At 67.8% G+C, this 20,571-nt stretch carries 8 protein-coding genes and 1 pseudogene; 7 read left to right on the top strand and 2 right to left on the bottom strand.

What is annotated here, in order from left to right; all coding sequences use genetic code 11:
- Positions 1-2 precede the first annotated feature (2 nt).
- The 6 genes and pseudogenes from ACCQ15_RS20280 to tssA all read left to right on the top strand — a co-directional run bounded on the left by ACCQ15_RS20280 (position 3) and on the right by tssA (position 15,105).
- The gene (locus tag ACCQ15_RS20280; protein ID WP_372380986.1) at positions 3-3,686 is read left to right on the top strand and encodes a protein kinase domain-containing protein; all 3,684 of its coding nucleotides are present in this window, start codon (positions 3-5) and stop codon (positions 3,684-3,686) included.
- Entirely contained in the window at positions 3,683-4,144 is a 462-nt protein-coding gene (locus ACCQ15_RS20275; RefSeq protein ID WP_011348987.1) for a hypothetical protein, read from the top strand. The genes ACCQ15_RS20280 and ACCQ15_RS20275 overlap by 4 nt, the downstream gene beginning before the upstream one ends.
- Positions 4,141-5,817, top strand: coding sequence for a ShlB/FhaC/HecB family hemolysin secretion/activation protein (locus ACCQ15_RS20270; RefSeq protein WP_372381591.1), 1,677 nt, complete (start codon positions 4,141-4,143; stop codon positions 5,815-5,817). The genes ACCQ15_RS20275 and ACCQ15_RS20270 overlap by 4 nt, the downstream gene beginning before the upstream one ends.
- 11 nt (positions 5,818-5,828) lie before the next feature.
- A pseudogene (locus ACCQ15_RS20265) lies at positions 5,829-7,646 on the top strand (beta strand repeat-containing protein); the annotation flags it as partial.
- Positions 7,647-7,925: 279 nt separating this feature from the next.
- A complete protein-coding gene (locus tag ACCQ15_RS20260) occupies positions 7,926-14,012 on the top strand; it encodes a beta strand repeat-containing protein (RefSeq protein ID WP_496561808.1) in 6,087 nt (2,028 codons plus the stop codon).
- A gap of 49 nt (positions 14,013-14,061) precedes the next feature.
- Positions 14,062-15,105, top strand: coding sequence for a type VI secretion system protein TssA (gene tssA, locus ACCQ15_RS20255; protein WP_372380985.1), 1,044 nt, complete (start codon positions 14,062-14,064; stop codon positions 15,103-15,105).
- Positions 15,106-15,460: 355 nt separating this feature from the next.
- Here tssA and ACCQ15_RS20250 read toward each other — a convergent pair whose 3' ends face one another.
- Positions 15,461-15,751, bottom strand: a complete 291-nt coding sequence (locus ACCQ15_RS20250) for a DUF2782 domain-containing protein (protein WP_008571145.1) — start codon at positions 15,749-15,751, stop codon at positions 15,461-15,463.
- A 76-nt stretch (positions 15,752-15,827) separates the two neighbouring features.
- On the opposite strand from ACCQ15_RS20250, the gene polA reads away from it, so the two are divergent.
- Positions 15,828-18,629 carry a DNA polymerase I gene (gene polA / locus ACCQ15_RS20245; RefSeq protein ID WP_372380984.1) on the top strand — a complete coding sequence of 934 codons (2,802 nt, stop codon included), beginning with the start codon at positions 15,828-15,830 and terminating at the stop codon, positions 18,627-18,629.
- A gap of 844 nt (positions 18,630-19,473) precedes the next feature.
- On the opposite strand, the gene hemF is transcribed toward polA, so the two are convergent.
- Positions 19,474-20,373, bottom strand: coding sequence for an oxygen-dependent coproporphyrinogen oxidase (gene hemF / locus ACCQ15_RS20240; RefSeq protein ID WP_372380983.1), 900 nt, complete (start codon positions 20,371-20,373; stop codon positions 19,474-19,476).
- Positions 20,374-20,571 lie beyond the last annotated feature (198 nt).

Below are 20,571 nucleotides of genomic sequence, written 5' to 3'. Positions count from 1 at the left end.
GCATGCACGAAGACACCGCCACCCTGACCGAACTGGTCACCGCCATGCGCCGCGGCGCGCTCGACCTCAATGCCGTCCTGGCCGCGCTGGGCAAGCGCGCCGCGGTACCGGAGGCCGAATACCGTGCCGGGGTGGAAACGCTGTGGACGCTGCAACGCCAGCACCTGCTCGACGATGCCACCGTGACCACGCTGATGAGCCGGCTGGATGCGTTGCGCGATCGTGCGATTGCGCCTGCGCCTGCGCCAACGCAGCAGCCAACACCCACGCCAACGATGGTCGACGACGATGCCACCGTGGTGATGCCACGACCCGGCCCGGCGCGCGTGGTCGAAGACGACATCACCCGCGTGCAACCGGCGCAGCCCCTGCCCGGCGATGCGCCCAGCCTCACCAGCCTGGGGCTGGGCACGCCCACCCACCTCGGCACGCAGACCGGCACCGGCACCGGCACGGCCGGTACCGCCAGTCTGTCCAGCTGGCAGCACCTGGCCGAAGCCGCCGGTGGCGATCATGCCGGTGTCGGCAGCCTGCTCAAGGGCCGCTTCCAGCTCGAACGCGAACTCGGCCGCGGCGGCATGGGGGTGGTGTATCTGGCCCGCGACGAACGCAAGGTGGAAGCACGCGACCGCGACCCGTGGCTGGCGGTCAAGGTGCTCAGCGACGAATTCCGCCGCCATCCCGACGCACTGGTCGCCCTGCAGCGCGAAGCGCGCCGCTCGCAGAAGCTGGCCCACGACAACATCGTGCGCGTGTACGACTTCGACAAGGATCGCACCCTGGTCTTCATGACCATGGAATACATCGACGGCTGCGACCTGAAAACGCTGATCCGCGAACAGGCCTACAACGGCATGCCGCTCAAGCAGGCCTGGCCGCTGATCGAGGGCATGGGCCGGGCGCTGATGCGCGCGCACGCGGCCGGCATCGTGCATTCGGATTTCAAGCCCGGCAACGTCATGGTCACCCGCGATGGCGTGGCCAAGGTGTTCGATTTCGGCATCGCACGCGCCGGCAAGCATGCGGCCGATGTCGCCGGTGAACAGACCGTGTTCGATGCGGCCACGCTGGGTGCATTGACGCCGGCCTATGCCAGCCTGGAAATGATCCGCGGACAGGCGCCCACTCCGGCCGACGATCTGTACGCGCTGGGCTGCGTGTGTTTCGAATTGCTGACCGGCAAGCACCCATTCGACAAACTCAGTGCCGAAGTGGCGCTGCGCGAAGGCCGCCGCCCGCCGCCGGTGCCGGGCCTGACCCGTCGCCAGTACGCCACGTTGTGCGCGGCCGTGGCATTCCCTGCTGCGCAACGGCTCACGCGCGTGGACCAACTGCTCGACGGCCTGCGCCAGGTGCCGCTGCGCGAGCGCGCGCTGCCGTTGATCGGCTATGGCGCCACCGCGCTCGCGCTGGTCGGCGTGGGCGGGTGGGGCGCATCGCGTTATCTGCATCAGCGCCATCTGGATGAGGTCATCGCACGCTTCGGTGCGCAGGACCCGCAGCAGTACCGCGACGAAACCCAGGTCATGCAGGCGCTGTCCAGCCTGAGCGCAGACGACCGCCGGCGCGTGCTGATGGACCGCAGCGACCTCATCGAAGATTTCCTGCTGCGTCGCCTGGACGCGCTGTGGAATCCGGCCAACGGCCGCGACGATTACCGCGGCGCGTTGCAGGTGTTCGCCTTGCGCGACCGGTTGCGGCTGTATTCGCCCGCGCTGGATGCGCGTCGCCAGGCCATCGAGCGCGAAAAGAACCAACGCCTCAACGCGCTCGACACCACGCTCAATCGCCAGCTCGATGCCGGGCTGTTGTTCCGCACCCGGCCCGACAACGCACTGGCCACGCTCGACCAGGTGCGCCGCATCGATCCGGGCAGCAGCCTGCTGCGCCATTCCGCACTGGAAGTACGCCTGGACGCGGCCATCGCGCAGGCGGTGGCGGCCGGGCAACTCACCACCGCGCGGACCGAAGTAGAACAGGCGCGCGCAGCGTTTCCGGACTCGTTGCGCCTGCAATTGCGCAGCGCCGAGGTCGGCGTAGCCGAGCAGCAAGCCAAACGCACGCCGGTTGCCGCCGCGCCGCGCGATGCCGACAGCGCGCGCAAGGCACTGGCTGCCGATCTGGCCAACCCCAGCACCGACCCGGCCTGGCGCGCGCGTATCGACGCCGCACTGGCCGCACTGCCGGCGGCCGAGCGCAGCAGCCAGGGCAGCGCGCTGGCCGAGGCCATCAGCACGGCGGTTGCCGCACAAAGCGACCCCGCACAGCTGGCTGGCGCGCAGGCGCTGGTGGATGTCGGCCTGGGCGTGGCCCCGCAATCGGCCGGCCTGCTGGCCCAGCGCACACGCCTGCAGACGCTGGAGCACCAGCTCGAACAAGCGTTGGCACGCGAAAGCGCCGAGTCCGAACTGGCCGCGCGGATCGAGTCGCTGCGCCGCGCCGCCGCCGCCAACGATCTGGGCAAGACCCGCGATGCGCTGGCGCGCATCCGCACCCTGCAACCGGACCATCCGTTGTTGCGCAGCGAAGGCCCGCAACTGCTCTCGCAGGTGTATCGCAACACCGCCGGCGATGCGTTCGCACACGGGCGATACGCCCAGGCGGCCGACCTGCTGAGGCAAGGGCTGCAGACACTTGGCCAGCGCGACGAACTGCGCAGCGCGCAAACCCGTTATGCGGTGGCCGCCGCAGTGATGACCGCGGGCACGCTGGCGCCCGGCGAACGCCAGCAACTCGCCGGGCGCCTGCAAACGCTCTATCGCACCGACGCCACCGCGCTGGCGCAATTGGAAGCGCAGATGAAGGCGGCCGGCCAATTGCCGGAAGGCTCGTTGTCGGCCCGTCTGCAACGCGCGCCCGCCGCCGATGCGCCGGCCGACGCCAGCGTGCCGCCGGGCGGCGCCACCGAGACAGCTGCGCCGGCCGCCGGCGCAAGACCGGCGCGCGGCAAATCCGCTGCCAAGCCCGCCGCCACCCCAACGACTGCGCGCGACCCCGCCGCTGCGGCATTGCCCGCCAACGCGGACGATACCGACAGCCTGCCGCCGGTGCCCACCGGCCCGGATCCCTGCGCCGGCCTGGCCGGGCGTGCCGCGGCGTGCTTCGACACACTCGGGCAGACCCGCGGGCCGATGCTGGTGGTGATCCCGGCCATCGCTGGCGGCAAGCCGTACGCGTTGTCGCGCGGCGAAGTGGCGGTGGCCGATTTCAACCTGTTCTGCCAGGCCACCGGCCGCTGTACCGCCCAGGCCGCCGCCACCCCGGAGCTGGCGCGCGCGCCGGTGCGCAATATCAGCCTGACCCTGGCGCGCGCCTATCTGCGCTGGCTCACCATCGGCAGCGGCGGCTGGCGGTACCGGCTGCCCAGCGATGCCGAGTGGCTGCATGCCGCGCAGGCGGCCAGCAACTGGCGGCAGGCCGAAGACAGCAATTGCGTGCCGCCCAACGCCAGTGCCGGCGATGCCGCGCGCGCACCGGTGTCGGCACGCGGGCGCGATGCCAATCCCTGGGGCCTGATCAATCTCACCGGCAATGTCTGGGAATGGGTATCGACCGGAACAGGCGTGCAGGCGCGCGGCGGAAGTTTTTCCAGCTACTGGTCCGATTGCACGGTGCAGGCCAGCCGTGCCGACAACGGCTCGGCGCAACCGGACGTGGGCCTGCGCGTGCTGCGGGAGCTGCCGTGAGCGCCGCCCCGCCGTCGCCCACCGCTGCCGCTGCGCACCCGGCCAATGCGCAGCTGCAGGCGCTGGCGTTGGCGCATCAGCAGGGCCAACTCGACCGCGAGCAGTACCGCGCACGCCGTCGGCGCGTACTGGACGCCGCCCGCCAGACCCAGGGGGTGACCCTGCGCAACGCCTTGCCGAGTTCGCCTGATGCCCGGCCGGGCCCGCTGTCGGCGCATCCGGTCGCACGCAAACTGCGCAGTCAGGTGGCAGCGGTCTTCATAATCGTGATGCTCATCGCAATAATCTTGCTAACATTGCATAAATGTACGTCGGGGTTTGATCGACGTTCAGCAAGGGGCGAGGTCAGACACGCCGATCGCCGTGCAGTCGCCGCCGTGGCGCCTGCGTGTGCAGCGGGACACGTCGGCCATGCGCAACACCGGATGGTCTCAGGGGAAATGGACGTATGCGTATGACGTGTCTGGCCGCGGCGGTGTCCGCGTGCCTACTGCTGGCCGCACCTGGGTGGGCGCAGTCGCCGACCGATGCCACGGCTGCTGCGCAGTCGGCAGCGGCGGTGCCGGCCATGAGGGACCGGACCGAGGCGGTCACCGTGCAGGTGCGCGGCTTTCGCGTGCGCGATGTGGGCCACTACCCGGAAGCCGGCATCGACCCGGCCCGCATGCAGGCCGTGGCCGACGCTGCCTTCGCCGAGCTGGCCCAGGGCCAGCCGGTGGTGGCATTGCGCTTCGATCAACTGCAGGCGGTCGCCGATGCGGTCACCCGCGCTTACCGGCAGGCCGGCTTCATCGTCAGCACAGCCTATCTGCCGGCGCAGACGCCGGGCCCCGACCAACTGATCGAAATCCGCGTGCTGGAAGGGCGCATCGGCCAGATCAGCGTGCAGGGCGCCGCACGCTACCGCGGCAATGCGTTGTCGGCGCCGCTGCGCCAGCTGCAGGGCCGCCCGCTACGCAAGCAGGACGTGGACACCGCGCTGTTGTATGCGCGCGATCTGCCGGGCGTGTCGGTGTCGTCGGTGCTGCAGCCAGGCCAGAAGGAAGGCGAGACCGACGTGGTGCTGGTCGCCAGCGAGGCCGCCCGCCCGTACGTGATCACCCTGGGCGGCAACAACTACGGCACCGAGCTGACCGGCCGTTATCGCGCCCAGGCCGGCATCACCTGGAATAGCCCGCTTGGCCTGGGCGATGTGTTCGCCGCCAACTACGCCTATTCGCTGGCGCCGCGGCAGAGCCAGATCGGCGCGCTGTCCTATGGCCTGCCGATCGGCAGCGTGTCCGGCCTAAGCGCGGTGATCGGCGCCAGCCGCAGCGAACTGGAAGTGCGCAACGGCGTGTTCGCCCGGCTTGGCCTGAAGGGGCCGACCTCCATCGTCTACACCGGCGCCGACTGGAAATTCATCAACACCGAAACGCTGCAGCTGCAGGGCTCGGCGCGCTATCTGCGCGAGCAATCCAAGCTCAGCGCGCTGGGCATGCAGTTGTCCGACCAGCAGTTCGATGTCGCCGAACTGGGTCTGTCGTTGCGGCGCACCGACCTGCGCTGGCGCGGTGTGGATCTGCTGCAGGGGAGCGTGCGGCAATCCTTGCGCGACCGCTCGGCGCCGGTGGACCAGATCAGCCCCGGTCGCGACAGCTATTTCACCATCGCGCGGCTGGCCTACACGCGCCTGCAATACCTCACCCGCACGCAGCGGCTGTACTTCAAGTTCAACGGCCAATACAGCGACGACACGCTGACCCCGATGGAGCAGTTCGCTGTCGGTGGGCCCGACAGCGTGCGCGCCTATCCGGTCTCCGATGCATTGGGCGACCGCGGGTATTACACCGCGCTCGAATACCACATCGATGCCCACGGTTTTGCCGATGCCGCATCGCCGTTCAATGGCCGGCCCTGGCGCGAATTGCTGGAGCTGGATGTTTTCGCCGACCACGCCCGCGTGTTCGCCGCCAATGGCCGCCTGGCGCCGGCCAGTTTCGATGCCGCCGGCGTGGGCCTGACCTTCCGCTTGCCGCAGTACGCCAATTTCGAGTGGCGCATCAGCGCCGCGCTTCCGACCGGTGCGCGCGACGCCTCCGACGGACGCGACGACGCCCGCATCTACACGCGTTTCGGCTTCACTTTCTGAGGGATCTGCGCATGCACGCCACCATCCATACCGCGACCTCGCCGCGCACGCTCCCGTTGCGTCACTGCCCGCTGGCCGTTGCGCTGGCAGCTGCCCTGATGGCCATGCCGGTCAGCGGCCTGGCCCAGGTGGCGGCCAACCAGCTGCCGACCGGCGGCAGCATCGCCGGCGGCACCGGCACCATCAATGCCGTCAACGGCAGCAGCCGGACCGTCGACCAGACCTCCTCGCGCATGGCGCTGACCTGGTCGGCGTTCGACATCGGCTCGTCGGCGACGATGATCTTCAACCAGCCCAGCGCCAGTTCGGTGGTGCTCAACCTGGTGCAGAGCGGCAACCCGACGCAGATCTACGGCAACATCAACGCCAATGGGCAGGTGTTCCTGCTCAACAGCAACGGCGTATTGATCGGCAACACCGCCAACATCAATGTCGGCGGCCTGGTGGTCAGTACGCTGGGCACCACCGTGTCCAAGTTCATGAGCGGCGACTACAGCCTGGATGCCGGCGGCACGACCGTGGCGCAGGTCATCAACAGCGGCACCATCAACGCCGCTGCCGGGTCGGCCGTGTTGATCGGCGGCCGGGCGTCCAACAGCGGCACCATCACCGCCACCGCCGGCAACATCACGCTCGCCGGTGCCGACGCAGCCACGCTGACGTTCGAAAGCGGCGGCTTCGGCGTGCTGATCGACAAGCCGCTGCAGCTGAGTCTGGCGACCGAAGCGGTGGACAATTCCGGCACCCTGAGCGCGCCAGGCGGCGCGATCCAGCTGCAGGCGCGCGCGGCGCAAGGCATCTTCGATCGACTCATCAACAACAGCGGCACCATTCGTGCGGCGTCGCTGTCCAATGGCCCCGACGGCAGCGTGTCGCTCATCGCCTCCGGCGGTGGCAGCTTCGACGTCGCCGGCGGCGGCAGCATCGATGCCGGCACCGGGGCGATCACCCTGAGCACCGGTCGCGGCGTGCAACAGACCGGCATCTACACCGCCGGCAGCCTGGGTGGCTTTATCGGTGGCAGTGCCACCTTCAGCGGCGCCAACAAGATCAGCGGCCTCGGCAACCTGGATGTAGGCGGCAACCTCAGCCTGACCAACACGGTCGCGTTGTCCCAATCCGGTGCGCTGGCGGTGACGGGCACCAGCCAATTCCTGCAGTCCGGCAGTGCGCTTTCGCTGACCAACGGCGGCAACACCTTCGGTGGCCTGTTCAGCGCCAGCGGCAACGGCATTGCCGTGAACGCGGCAGGCAATCTCTCGATCGGCACGTTGAACCTCGACAGCAACAGTGCGCTGTCGTTGAGTGCCACCGGCGCATTGACCTTGCCGACAACGGCGATCAACACCGGCAGCGCCAACCTCACCCTGTCCAGCGGCGGCAGCCTCAGCACGCGCGCCACGCTGACCGGGACGAACGTGGACCTCACCGGTCGCGGCGGCATCGCGCTGGCGCATGACGTCACGGCAAGCGGCACGCTGAAGTTGACCGCCACCAACAACGCGGTCACCCAGACCGCCGGCAGCGTGGCCACCACCGGCACCAGCACCATCAATGCCGGAACCGGTGCCATCACGCTGGACGGCGCAGGCAACGACTTCCAGGGCGTGGTGGCGCTGACCGGCGGCAACACGCGCATCAGCGACAGCGGCGCGCTGACACTGGGTGCGGTGAACGTCAACGATCTCACCGCCATCAGCAACGGCGCGTTGAACCTGGGCAGCGGCCGGGTGGGCGGTGCCTTGCTCGCCACCAGCAACAACGGCGCGATCACCCAGTCGGCCGGTAACTTCCTGACCATCGTCGGCACCAGCAACCTCACTGCCGGCACCGGTGCGATCACCCTGAACAACAGCGGCAACGCCTTTGGCGATCTGGTCAGCGCCACCGGTCGCGGCATCTCGTTGAACGCTGCCGGCAATCTGGCCATCGGCACCCTGAATCTTGGCAACAACAGCGCGCTGTCGCTGCGTGCCAGCGGTGCATTGACCTTGCCGGCAACGGCGATCAACACCGGCAGCGCCAACCTCACCCTTTCCAGTGGCGGCAGCCTCACCACGCGCGCCGCGTTGGCCGGCACGAACGTGGACCTCACCGGCACTGCCGGCATGACTCTGGGGCATGACGTCACTGCAAGCGGCACGCTGGCATTGACCACCACCAACAGCGCGATCACCCAGGCCGCCGGCAGCGTGACCGCCACCGGCACCAGCACCGTCAATGCCGGAACCGGCGCCATCGAACTGGATGAAGCGACCAACGATTTCCAGGGCGTGGTGACGCTGACCGGCGGCGACACGCGCATCGCCGACACTGGCGCGCTGACGCTGGGTGCGCTGAATACCGGCAGCCTCACCGCCACCGGCAATGGTGCGTTGAACCTGGGCAGCGGCAGCGTCCGCGGCACCCTGAATGCAACCAGTGGCAATGGCGCCATCAGCCAGAGCGCCGGACTGATCGTCGATGGCAGCGCCACCCTCAACGCCGGCAACGGCGCCATCGCGCTGACCGACGGCAGCAACGATTTCCGCAGCAGCGTCAGCCTCACCGGCACCGGCATCAGCGTGGTCGATCGCGACGATCTAAGCGTCGCCTCGATCAGCAACGGCACCAATGGCGCCATCGCCCTGACAGCCGGCGGCGCGCTCACGCTGCCCACGCAGAATCTTTCCACCGGCACCGGCGCGCTCAGCCTGATCGCCAATGGCGGTGCCTTGAGTACGCTTGGCACCTTGAGCGGTGGCAACGTCAGCCTGAGCGCGCGCGATGGCGTGGCGCTCAATCACAACGTCACCGCCGGCGGCATCCTGGACCTGACTGCCACCAACGCCGCAATCACTCAGAACGCGGGCGTGCTCGACGTTGGCGGGCTGGCCACCGTCAATGCCGGCAACGGCGCCGTTTCGCTCACAGGCGATAACGACTTCAAGAACGGCATTGCATTGACCGGCCGCAATATCGCAGTGGCCGATGCGAACGATCTCAGCGTGGTCTCGCTCAACAACGGGGGCGCCGGCGCCATCGCACTCACCGCACGCAACTCGCTCACGCTGCCTGCCAGCGGATTGACCAGCACCGACAACCTGACGCTGCGCGCAGACAGCGGCACCCTCACATTGGGCGGCAATCTGGTCGGCAATGCGGTGTCACTGTTCAGCGCCAACGCACTGACGCTGGCGACCAGCATCGACAGCAGCACCTTGTCGGTGTCCACCAACAACGGCGCGATCAACCAGACCGCAGGCGCCTTGCGCATCGGTTCGACCTCCAGCTTCAACGCCGGCACCGGTGCGCTGGCACTGGGCAGCGCCGGCAATCACTTCGGCGGCGCAGTGAGCCTGACCGGCAACGGCGTGTCGATCAGCGACAGCGGTGCGCTGACGCTGGGCACGCTCAACACCGGCAACCTCACTGCCACCAGCAACGGCGGATTGAACCTGGGCAGCGGCCGCGTTGCCGGCACCCTGGCTGCGAGCAGCGGCAATGGCGCCATCGGCCAGGCTGGCGGACTGATCGTCGATGCCGCCACCACCCTCAATGCCGGCAGCGGCGCCATTGCGCTGACCGACGGCAGCAACGATTTCCGCAGCGGCGTCAGCCTCACCGGCACCGGCATCAGCGTGGTCGATCGTGACGATCTGCGCATCTCCTCGATCAGCAACGGCACCAATGGCGCCATCGCCCTGACAGCCGGCGGCGCGCTCACGCTGCCCACGCAAAACCTCAGCACCGGCACCGGCGCGCTCAGCCTGATCGCCAATGGCGGCGTAGTGAGCACGAACGGCAGCTTGAATGGCGGCAATGTGAGCCTGAGCGGCCGCGATGGCATCGTGCTCAATCACAACGTCACCGCCAGTGGCAGCCTGGGCCTGACTGCCACCACCAACGCGATCTTCCAGAATGCAGGGGTGCTCGACGTCGGCGGCCTTGCCACCGTCGATGCCGGCAACGGCGCCATTTCGCTCGCACGCAATAACGACTTCAGGAACGACCTTGCACTGACCGGACGCAATATCGCGGTGGTCGATGCGAACGATCTCAGCGTGGTGTCGCTCAACAACGGTGGCGCCGGCACCATCGCGCTCACCGCACGCAACTCGCTCACGCTGCCCGGCAGCGGATTGACCAGCAGCGATGACCTGACGCTGCGCGCAGAAAACGGCACGCTGACATTGGGCGGCGATCTCGCCGGCAATGCGGTCTCGCTGTTCAGCGCCAACGCACTGACGTTGGCGACCAGCATCGACAGCAGCACCTTGGTGGTGTCCACCAGCAACGGTGCGATCAATCAGACCGCAGGCGCCTTGCGCATCGGTTCGACCTCCAGCTTCAACACCGGCTCCGGCGCGATCGCGTTGGGCAGTGCCGGCAATCACTTCGGCGGTGCAGTGAGCCTGACCGGCAACGAGGTGTCGATCCGCGACAGCAGCACGTTGACGCTGGGAACGCTGAACATCGCCAACCTCACCGCCACCAGCAATGGCGCATTGAACCTGGGAAGCGGCCGCGTTGCCGGCACCCTTGCTGCGAGCAGCGGCAATGGCGCCATCGGCCAGGCCGGCGGGCTGATCGTCGATGGCAGCGCCACCCTCAACGCCGGCAGCGGCGCCATCGCGCTGATCGAGAGCAGCAACGATTTCCAGGGCAGCATGAGCCTGACCGGCGCCGGCATCGCGGTGCGCGACAGCAACGATCTCACGCTCTCGGCGTTGACCAGCAACAACGGCGGCACGATCGCGCTGACCGCCGGCGGCAATCTGATCCTGCCAGGCACGACGTTGAACAACGGCAGCGGCGATATCAACCTGATCGCCAACAGCCTGAGCCTGTCTGCCGCACTGCTTGGCGACGAAGTGAGCCTGCGCGCCAACAGCGGCTTGGCCTTGAGCCAGAACATCACCGCGCGCACGTTGTCGCTTGCCAGCAGCAATGCCGCCATTACGCAAAGCGGCGGCGCACTGCTGGTCAGCGGCGCCACCACGGTCGATGCGGGCACCGGTGCGATCTCGTTGCTGCAAGCCGGCAATAATTTGACCAGCGTCAGCCTGACCGGCAACGGCATTGGCGTGATCGATGGCGACAACCTCAGCCTCGCCGCATTGACCAGCACCGGCAACGGCAGTGTTGCAGTGACCGCCGGCGGTACCTTGAGCCTGCCGTCGCAGGCTATCGCGGTCGGCAACAGCAACCTGACCCTGGCATCGAACGGCGGCGCACTGAGCACGGCCGCAGCCCTGGGTGGCAACAACGTGACGCTGTTCGGACGCGACGGCCTGACTCTGGGCCACACCGTCACCGCCAACACGCTCGCCCTGCGCAGCACCAACGCCGCCATCGTGCAGAACGCCGGCGCACTCGACGTGGTGGGCACCAGCACCGTCGATGCCGGTAGCGCCAGCATCGCGCTCAACAACGGCAGCAACCGCTTTGGCGCCGGCATCCGTCTCACCGGCACCGGCATCACGGTGGCCGATCGCGGCAACCTCACCATCAATGCCTTGAACGCCGGTGCCAACGGCACCATCGCGTTGACCGCCGGCGGCGCACTGAACCTCTCCGCGCAGGACCTGGACACCGGCACCGCCGATCTTGCCCTGATCGCCAATGGCGGCAGCATGAGCACCGGCGGCGACTTGCGCGGCCGCAACGTCACCCTGTCCGCACGCGACGGTCTCACCATCGGCCACACCATCACCACCACAGGCGCGCTGTCGCTGAGCAGCAACAACACCGCGATCACGCAGACCGCCGCGGCACTCGACGTTGGCACCACCACCACCGTCAATGCAGGCAGTGGCAACGTCACGCTCAATACCGCGGGCAACACCTTCAACGGCGTGGTCAATCTCACGGCAGGCGACGTGCAGATCGCCGGCAACGCGCTCAGTTTCGGCACGCTGTCCACCAATGCACTCACCGCCAACAGCAGTGGCGCACTGCATCTCGGTAACGGGGTGGTGCGTGGCGCGTTGAACGGCACCAGCGGCAATGCAGCGATCACCCAGAGCGGCGGTTTGTCGGTCGGCGGTGCATCCAGCTTGAATGCCGGCAGCGGCGACATCGCCTTGACCGATGCCAACAACGACTTCGTCGGCGCGGTTGCGCTCACCGGCAATGCCATCGCCGTGCAGGATCGCAACGACCTCAGCATCGCTGCGGTGCGCAGCGGTGGCAACGCGGCGATCTCGCTGGTCGCCGGCGGTGACTTGAACCTGCCGGCCAGCCAGATCGATACCGGCACCGGCGCCCTGACGCTGACAGCCAACGGCGGTACCTTGCGCTCTGCCGGCGCCTTGCGCGGTGGCACGGTGCAACTGACCGGCGCCAATGGCATCGCGCTGAGCAACACGCTCACGGCAGGCAACGCGCTGCGCTTGAACAGCACCAACGCCGCCATCACCCAGACCGGTGGCGCGTTGCTCGTCGCAGGCGACACCACGGTCGATGCCGGCAGCGGCGCCATCACCCTGGAGGCGGCGGGCAACGACTTCCAGGGCCTGCTCACCCTGAGCGGCGGGGCCAGCAGCGTGCGCGATGCCAATGGCTTGACCCTGGGCACGCTCAACACCGGCAACCTGCAGGTCCGTAACAGCGGCGCGCTGAATCTGGGCGTTGGCCTGGTCAATGGCGATCTGGATGCGGCCAGCAATGGCGGCGCCGTCACCCAGAGCGGCGCGTTGACCGTGACCGGCAGTACCCGCATCAACAGCAGTGGCGCTGCCATTGCATTGACCGATGCCGACAACGATTTCCAGGCGGCGGTGAGCCTGAGCGGCGGCGCGGCCAGCGTGCGCGATCGCAATGCGCTGGTCTTGGGCAATCTGGAGGTCGATGCACTGGATGTCGCCAGCGGCGCCGGCCTGGATCTGGGCCAGGGGCGCGTCGGCGGTGCGCTGGTGGCACGCAGCGGGAGTGCAGCAACGGCCCAGGCCAACACGATCGTTGCCCAGGCGATCGCCGTGCCTGCGGCCACCGCTGCCGGCATTACCCAGCAAGGCGCGCTGACCGTGGCGGGCAACAGCGTGCTCGATGCCGGCACCGGTGCGATCGTGCTGGATGCGGCCGGTAACGATTTCCAGGGCACGGTGCAGGCGCGCGGCAGCAGCATCGCCATCGTCGATCGCAACGACCTGGCGGCGACTGCGCAAGCCAGCGATGCCCTGCGTCTGCAGGCCGGTGGCCAGCTCACCACCGCTGGCGCGCTCAGCGCCAACGCCATCGCCCTGCGCGGCGGCACCGGCGTGGCACTCGGTCACGACGTTGAAGGCGCCAGCGTGGCCTTGAGCAGCGGCGGGGCGATCACCCAGAACGCCGGCAACCTGCGCGCCGGTCAGCTCGGCGGCAATGCCGCCGGGGCGGTCACGCTCACCGGCAGTGGCAACGCCATCGACGCGCTCGGCGACTTCAGCGCGCAAGGCCTGAATCTGGTCAGCAATCGCTCGCTGCTGGTCAGCGGCCGCGTCGACGGCGGCCCCTCGCTGCGCCTGCGCAGCGGCGGCGAGCTGCAGCTGAGCGGCCAGCTCAGCGGCGCCACCAGCTGGTTGCAGGCCGCTGCCGGCATCCGCCAGCGCGCCGGCAGTTCGATCACCGCCGGCCTGCTCAGCGGTAGCGCAGGCGGCGCGGTGGTGCTGGGCGATGCGGCCGGTTTCGTCGACAACCGTGTCGTACGCCTGGGCGACTTCGTCGCCAGCAATGGGTTCAGCTTCACCAACGGCGGCGACCTGCTGCTGGTGCTGGCCAATGGCAGCAGCTACAGCGTGGATGCCGGCAACAGCGCGATGTTCCTGTCGGTCCGCGGCAATCTGTTCCAGGACGGCCGTGCGCCGCTGCGCAACGGCACCGGCACCTTTGCCGCCACCGGCCAGATCGGTACGCAGCAGAACCCGATCTATGTGATCGGCACCGGCACCCAGACCGTGGCGGCGATCGGCGCGCCGCCGGCGTATTTCAACGCCACGACGGTCGACGGCAGCCTGCTCGATCTGGCCGGCGGCTCCGGCTTCAATGTGCCGGCCTCGGCGTTTGCCGGCCGTGCGCAGAGTTCGGCCAGCCGCACCGTGGCCTTCGTGGACCTGTCGGCCAGCGGTACCCCGTACCGCGCCTTCGGCCTGGTCCGCCCCGGCCTGCGGTTGCCCGACGACCAGCAGCCGGCCTGCGACGCCGGCGACCCGGATGCCGTCTGCAATCCCGAGTGACCTGCCTGCCGCCGCTCACCGCGGCGGCTTCCCCGATGGAGGCCGTGCCATGCAAGACGACAGTTCCCTGGAGACCCTGCTGGCGCCGCTCGGCGACGACGCCCCGGCCGGACCGGATCTGGAATACGACCCGGAGTTCCTGCGCCTGGAGCGCGAATCGGCGGTCCGCGCCGAGCGCTCGCTGGGCGAGAGCGTCATCGCCGCCGAAGAACCGGACTGGGACAAGGTGCAGGCGCTGGCGCTGGAACTGAGCCGGCGCAGCCGCGACCTGCGCGTGGCCGGCAAGCTCGGCGCCGCCTGGCTGCGCCTGCGCGGCCTGCCGGGCTGGGCCGATGCGCTGGCGTTGATCCACGGCCTGCTCGAGCGTCATTGGGACAGCGTGCATCCGCAGCTGGATGCCGACGACGACAACGACCCCACCTCGCGCATCAATGCGCTGGTCGGCCTCAGCGACCCGATGGGCCTGCTCAGTGCGCTGCGCACCACCGCGTTCGTGCAGTCACCGCGGCTGGGTCGCTTCAGCCTGCGCGATCTGCGCGTGGCCAACGGCAGCATCAAGCTGCCCGACGGCCAGAGCGGCCCCAGCCTGGCCGAAATCGAAGCCTGCTGCCAGGACTGCGTGCCGGAAACGCTGGCCACCTCCGCCCAGGCCATTGCCGAGGCGCTGCGGCAGGCGCGCGCGATCGATGCGCTGCTGAGCGAGCGCGTCGGCACCGCTGCGCCGGACCTGCGGCCGCTGCTGACCGACCTGCGCGATCTGGAGCGCTTCGTACTGCCGCATTGGCAAGCGCGGCAGGGCGTCCTTGCGGTCACCGAAGATGGCGAGCAGGCTGCCGGCGAGGGCCACGCCGCCGCCACGGCAACCAGTGCCACCCGCCGCAACGACGAGATCGCCGGCCCCGAGGATGTGAAGCGGCGGCTGGAAGAGATCTGCGCCTATTACGCCCGGCACGAACCATCCAGCCCGGTGCCGATGCTGCTGCGCCGCGCCCAACGCCTGGTCGGCTGCGATTTCCTGGCGCTGATGAAGGAGCTGGCCCCGGCCGGCATCGACGAACTGCAACGCGTCACCGGCCCGCTGGAAGAAACCTGAGCCGCATCGCCAGGCAAGAAACCCGCGCACTTGGTGTCCCGCCGGGCAGGGAACGCCGAGCAGCGGTTGCGCTGGACAGGCAGGGCACCTGAGCGGTGCGCCCAGCAATCGTGAACACGGTTGAGTAGCGCCCAATCGTGTGAAAGAGCGCCGGGCACGGCTGCATGCCGGCAGCCCATCATCAGCGCTACCGCAAGCACACCACGCGGGTGTGCGGCACGCTGTGCGCAAGGGGACATCTCCAGGCACGGCGGGAATTCGGTCAAGGCAACGAAGCGCAGATCAAAAACGCAACGCCACCGGGCGTTTCAACGCCCGACGCATGCCCCACGAATCCCGCATCCCAACTCCCCAATCACCAGCTATAGAGCTGCCAATACACCTTGTTGACCTTGTCCTTTTCCGCGTCGGTATGCCCGTCATGGTCGCGGTCGTACAGGAAGTAGGGCGCCCCGCGCGCCGGCGTCACCCGCACCATCTCCAGCTGACCGTTGACGCGGTATTCGTCGACCTTGTCGCCGTTGCCCATGGTCTTGCTGGTGACATCGGCGCCAGCCGGGATATCGCCACCGGCGCGGTCGCCGCCGCCGGTGGCACAGCCGCCGAGCAGCAGTAACGGCAGCAGCAAAAGACGTGCTTTGTTCATTGTCGTTATCCGTGTTGATCGCCAGCCAGTATGCGCTGGCGCGGTGTGCCCTGGGCGTGCAGCGTAGAATCGCCCGATGAGCAGATTAGTCCTGATCGACGGGTCCAGTTACCTGTATCGCGCGTTCCACGCGCTTCCGCCGCTGACCAATGCCCAGGGCGAGCCCACCGGTGCGTTGTTCGGCGTGGTCAACATGCTGCGCGCCACCTTGAAGGAGCGCCCGGCCTATGTCGCGTTCGTGGTGGACGCGCCTGGCAAGACATTTCGCGATGACTTGTATGCCGACTACAAGGCCAACCGCCCCCCGATGCCCGAGGACCTGCGCGCGCAGGTGCAGCCGATGTGCGACATCGTGCATGCGTTGGGCATCGACATCCTGCGCATCGATGGCGTGGAAGCGGACGATGTGATCGGCACGCTGGCGCTGCAGGGCGCCGCCGATGGCTTGCAGGTCACCATCTCCACCGGCGACAAGGACTTCGCCCAGCTGGTGCGTCAGGGCATCGAACTGGTCAACACCATGAGCGGCAGCCGCATGGATTCGGACGCGGCGGTGATCGCCAAGTTCGGCGTGCGGCCCGATCAGATCGTCGACCTGCTGGCGTTGATGGGCGACACCGTCGACAACGTGCCCGGCGTGGAAAAGTGCGGCCCCAAGACCGCCGCCAAATGGCTGGCCGAATACGACTCGCTCGATGGCGTCATCGCCAACGCCGACAAGATCAAGGGCAAGATCGGCGACAACCTGCGCGCCGCATTGCCACGCCTGCCGCTCAACCGTGAGCTGGTGACCATCAAGACCGATGTCACCCTGGCCAGCGGCCCGCGCGCGCTGGACCTGCGCGAGCCCAACGCCGAGGCGCTGGCGGTGCTGTACGCCCGCTACGGCTTCACCCAGGCGCTGCGCGAACTCGGTGGTGCGGCCGCCCAGGCGGGCCTGCTGGCCGAGCCGGTGGCGCTGGGCGCTGCTGCTGCCACTGCGCGCACCGAGCCTGGCCGCGCGCGCGGCACCGGCTTCGTCTCCGGCCCCGTCAACGCCGCGGTGGATCTCGATCCGTCGCTGTCGGCGCCCGGCCAGTACGAGACCATCCTGACCCAGGAGCAGCTCGACAGCTGGATCGCGCGGCTGCGTGCCGCCGGGCAGTTCGCCTTCGATACCGAAACCGACAGCCTGGACCCGCTGCAAGCCGATTTGATCGGCCTGAGCGTGGCGGCCGAGCCCGGCCAGGCGGCGTACCTGCCGTTCGGTCATCACTTCCCCGGTGCGCCGGCCCAACTCGACCGCACCCAGGCATTGGCGCAACTGGCGCCACTGCTCACCGACCCGGCCGTGCGCAAGCTCGGCCAGCACGGCAAGTACGACCTGCACGTGATGCGCCGGCATGGCGTGGCGCTGGCCGGCTATGCCGACGACACCCTGCTGGAGAGCTTCGTGCTCAATTCCGGCAGTGCCCGCCACGACATGGACAGCCTGGCCAAGCGCTATCTCGGCTACGACACCGTCAAGTACGAAGACGTCTGCGGCAAGGGCGCCAAGCAGATCCCGTTCGCCCAGATCAGCCTGGAAGACGCCACCCGCTACGCCGCCGAGGACGCCGACATCACCTTGCGCCTGCATCGCGTGCTCGGCCCCCGGCTGGCCAGCGAACCGGGCCTGGAGCGCGTCTACCGCGACATCGAAATGCCGCTGGTGGACGTGCTGGCCCGCATCGAAGCCAACGGTGTGTGCGTGGATGCGGCCGAACTGCGCCGCCAGAGTGCGGACCTGTCCAAGCGCATGCTCGCTGCCCAGCAGAAAGCCACCGAGCTGGCCGGGCGCAGCTTCAACCTGGATTCGCCCAAGCAGCTGCAGGCCTTGCTGTTCGACGAACTCAAGCTCCCCGCCGTGGTCAAGACGCCCAAGGGCCAGCCCTCGACCAACGAAGAAGCACTGGAAGCCATCGCCGACCAGCACGAGCTGCCGCGGGTCATCCTGGAATACCGTGGCCTGGCCAAGCTGCGCAGCACCTACACCGACAAGCTGCCGGAGATGATCCACCCGCAGTCCGGGCGCGTGCACACCAGCTACCACCAGGCCGGCGCCGCCACCGGGCGGCTGTCCTCGTCCGATCCGAACCTGCAGAACATCCCGATCCGCACCGAAGACGGTCGTCGCATCCGCCGCGCCTTCGTCGCCCCGGCCGGACGCAAGCTGATCGCCTGCGACTATTCGCAGATCGAGCTGCGCATCATGGCGCACCTGTCCGGCGACCCCGGACTGGTGGGCGCGTTCGAATCCGGCGCCGACGTCCACCGCGCCACCGCCGCCGAAGTGTTCGGCCGCACCATCGACACCGTCAGCGGCGATGAGCGCCGCGCCGCCAAGGCCATCAACTTCGGCCTGATGTACGGCATGAGCGCCTTCGGCCTGGCCCGTCAGCTCGGTATCGGCCGCGGCGAGGCGCAGGACTACATCGCGCTGTACTTCAGCCGTTACCCGGGCGTGCGCGACTTCATGGAAACCACCCGCCAGCAGGCGCGCGACAAGGGCTACGTGGAAACGGTGTTCGGGCGCCGGCTGTATCTGGACTTCATCAATGCCGGCAGCCAGGGCCAGCGTGCCGGTGCCGAGCGCGCCGCCATCAACGCGCCGATGCAGGGCACCGCCGCAGATATCATCAAGCGCGCCATGGTCAACGTGGACGGCTGGATCGCCGACCACGCGCAACGCGCGAAGATGATCTTGCAGGTGCACGACGAACTGGTGTTCGAAGCCGATATTAATTTCGTCGATACGCTACTGAGCGAGGTCACCACGCGCATGGCGGGCGCAGCCGAATTACGCGTGCCGTTGGTGGTGGATTCGGGCGTTGGCGATAACTGGGACCAAGCGCATTGATGCGGTGAATGGCTGCGATATGCTGAATACGCAGATCAGCAATAATCCGTTCCAAACATAATGTGAATTCAGCTGAGTTAATGGAATGAATACCCCCTAAATTCTACATTTTTTTAACAGTTATCTTCACGATCCATCAATGTAGAAAATGTTGTTATATCCCTCGACGGGCGCAACGCCTGTCGGTAGATCTCTCCCATCCCCTGGAGCAGATCTCGGAGCGGAAACTCCTCCCCAAGTTTCCGTTCCCTGGCCCCGCCGACCTCCCCCTGGTCTGCGGGGCTTTTTATTTATGTGCTCCCACTATGCGCAAGCGCTACAGCGTTAACGGCGATGCTGCAGGTGCCTCCGGTATGCGCAGGCGCGTGGCGTGTAGCGACACCACTCCAAGCCCCCGCGCAGGCAACGCGTTCGCTTGGCGCCAAGCCCCAGTGCATGCCGCGTTGCAGCGTAAATGCCCGCTCAATCGTCGGGTGCGGCGATGCAGAGGGCGTGCTGCGACGGCGGTACGAGGCCATGCTGCTCATTCAGTTTATGGGCGGGCCGCGCGCGTATTCATCTATCGATTTACGGTTGTCGCGTTTGCGCGTGTTTGCCATGCACGCTACCGCTACCGGCGCTGGTGGGCGAGTTTCATTCTGCCAAGGACCAGGGCGCCGTCGCAGTCATGCGATCCGCGCCTGTGCGGCCTCTGTCTCCAGGCAGCGTGGCGCACCGGTGATGCACAGTGGATCGAGCCGTCAGCAGGCAACGCGCTTGCTCGCGACCCGCTGTAACGTGCCCGCCAATGCCACCGCCTGCGTGGACGTCCGCCAACACGCCACGCCTTACGGCGGCGTTTCGATCAACCCAGCCAGTCGCGTGGAATCAGGTAATCGGCCAGCCGCGCTTCGGCGCTGCCCGGCTCCGGCGTGAAGCCGTACTCCCAACGCACCCGCGGCGGCAAACTCATCAGGATGCTCTCGGCGCGCCCACCGCTCTGCAATCCAAAGAGGGTGCCGCGGTCGTAGACCAGATTGAATTCCACGTAGCGCCCACGACGGTACAGCTGAAACTCGCGTTCGCGCTCGCCGTAGGGTGTGTCCTTGCGCCGCTGCACGATTGATATGTACGCATCCAGAAAGCCATCGCCCACTGCGCGCTGGTAGGCGAAGTCGCGCTCGAAATCCTGACCCAGATCGTCGAAGAACAGCCCGCCCACGCCACGCGTTTCATTGCGGTGGCGCAGGAAAAAGTATTCGTCGCACCAACGCTTGTGCGCGGCATAGCGCTCTTGGCCAAACGGCTCGCACAGCGCCTGTGCAACGCGGTGCCAGTGTTGCACATCCTCATCGAAGGGATAGAACGGAGTCAGGTCGAAGCCACCGCCAAACCAGGCGGCCACCACCTCGCCATCGCGCTCGGCGCGGAAGTAGCGCACGTTCATGTGCGTGGTCGGGATATACGGGTTGTGCGGATGAAACACCAACGAGACGCCGCATGCACGCCAGGTCGCACCGGCAAGCTCGGGCCGGTGCGCACTGGCCGACGGCGGCAGGCGCGTACCGGACACATCCGAAAAACCGATGCCGGCCTGCTCGAACACCGCGCCGTCGCGGAGGATGCGGGTACGGCCACCGCCGCCTTCCTCGCGCTTCCAAAGGTCCTCGGCGAAGCGTGCCTTACCGTCGGCAGCTTCTACAGCGGCGCAGATGCGGTCCTGCAGGTCGGTCAGATAATCGCGTACACGGTCGAATTCGTTCATGTCCCAATTCTAAGCCGTGCACTCCGCGCGGTGCATCCCGCGCAAGCGCGCCCGTTTGTCGCATTGCGATGCGGGATGACGGCGCAGTGATCACCGCTGGGCAATGACCAGTCGAGATGGTCGTATGCCAGTGCTACCGAGGGGCGAGACTCGCTTGTTCTACAGCGCCGTTTCCGTATCAGGAGCTACTTCATAAAC

This window comes from Xanthomonas sp. NCPPB 1754 (assembly GCF_041475725.2).
In the GTDB taxonomy this organism is placed as follows: domain Bacteria; phylum Pseudomonadota; class Gammaproteobacteria; order Xanthomonadales; family Xanthomonadaceae; genus Xanthomonas; species Xanthomonas euvesicatoria.
The sequence above is the reverse complement of the archived record's forward strand: the minus strand, read 5'-3'. Positions and strand labels throughout refer to the sequence as shown.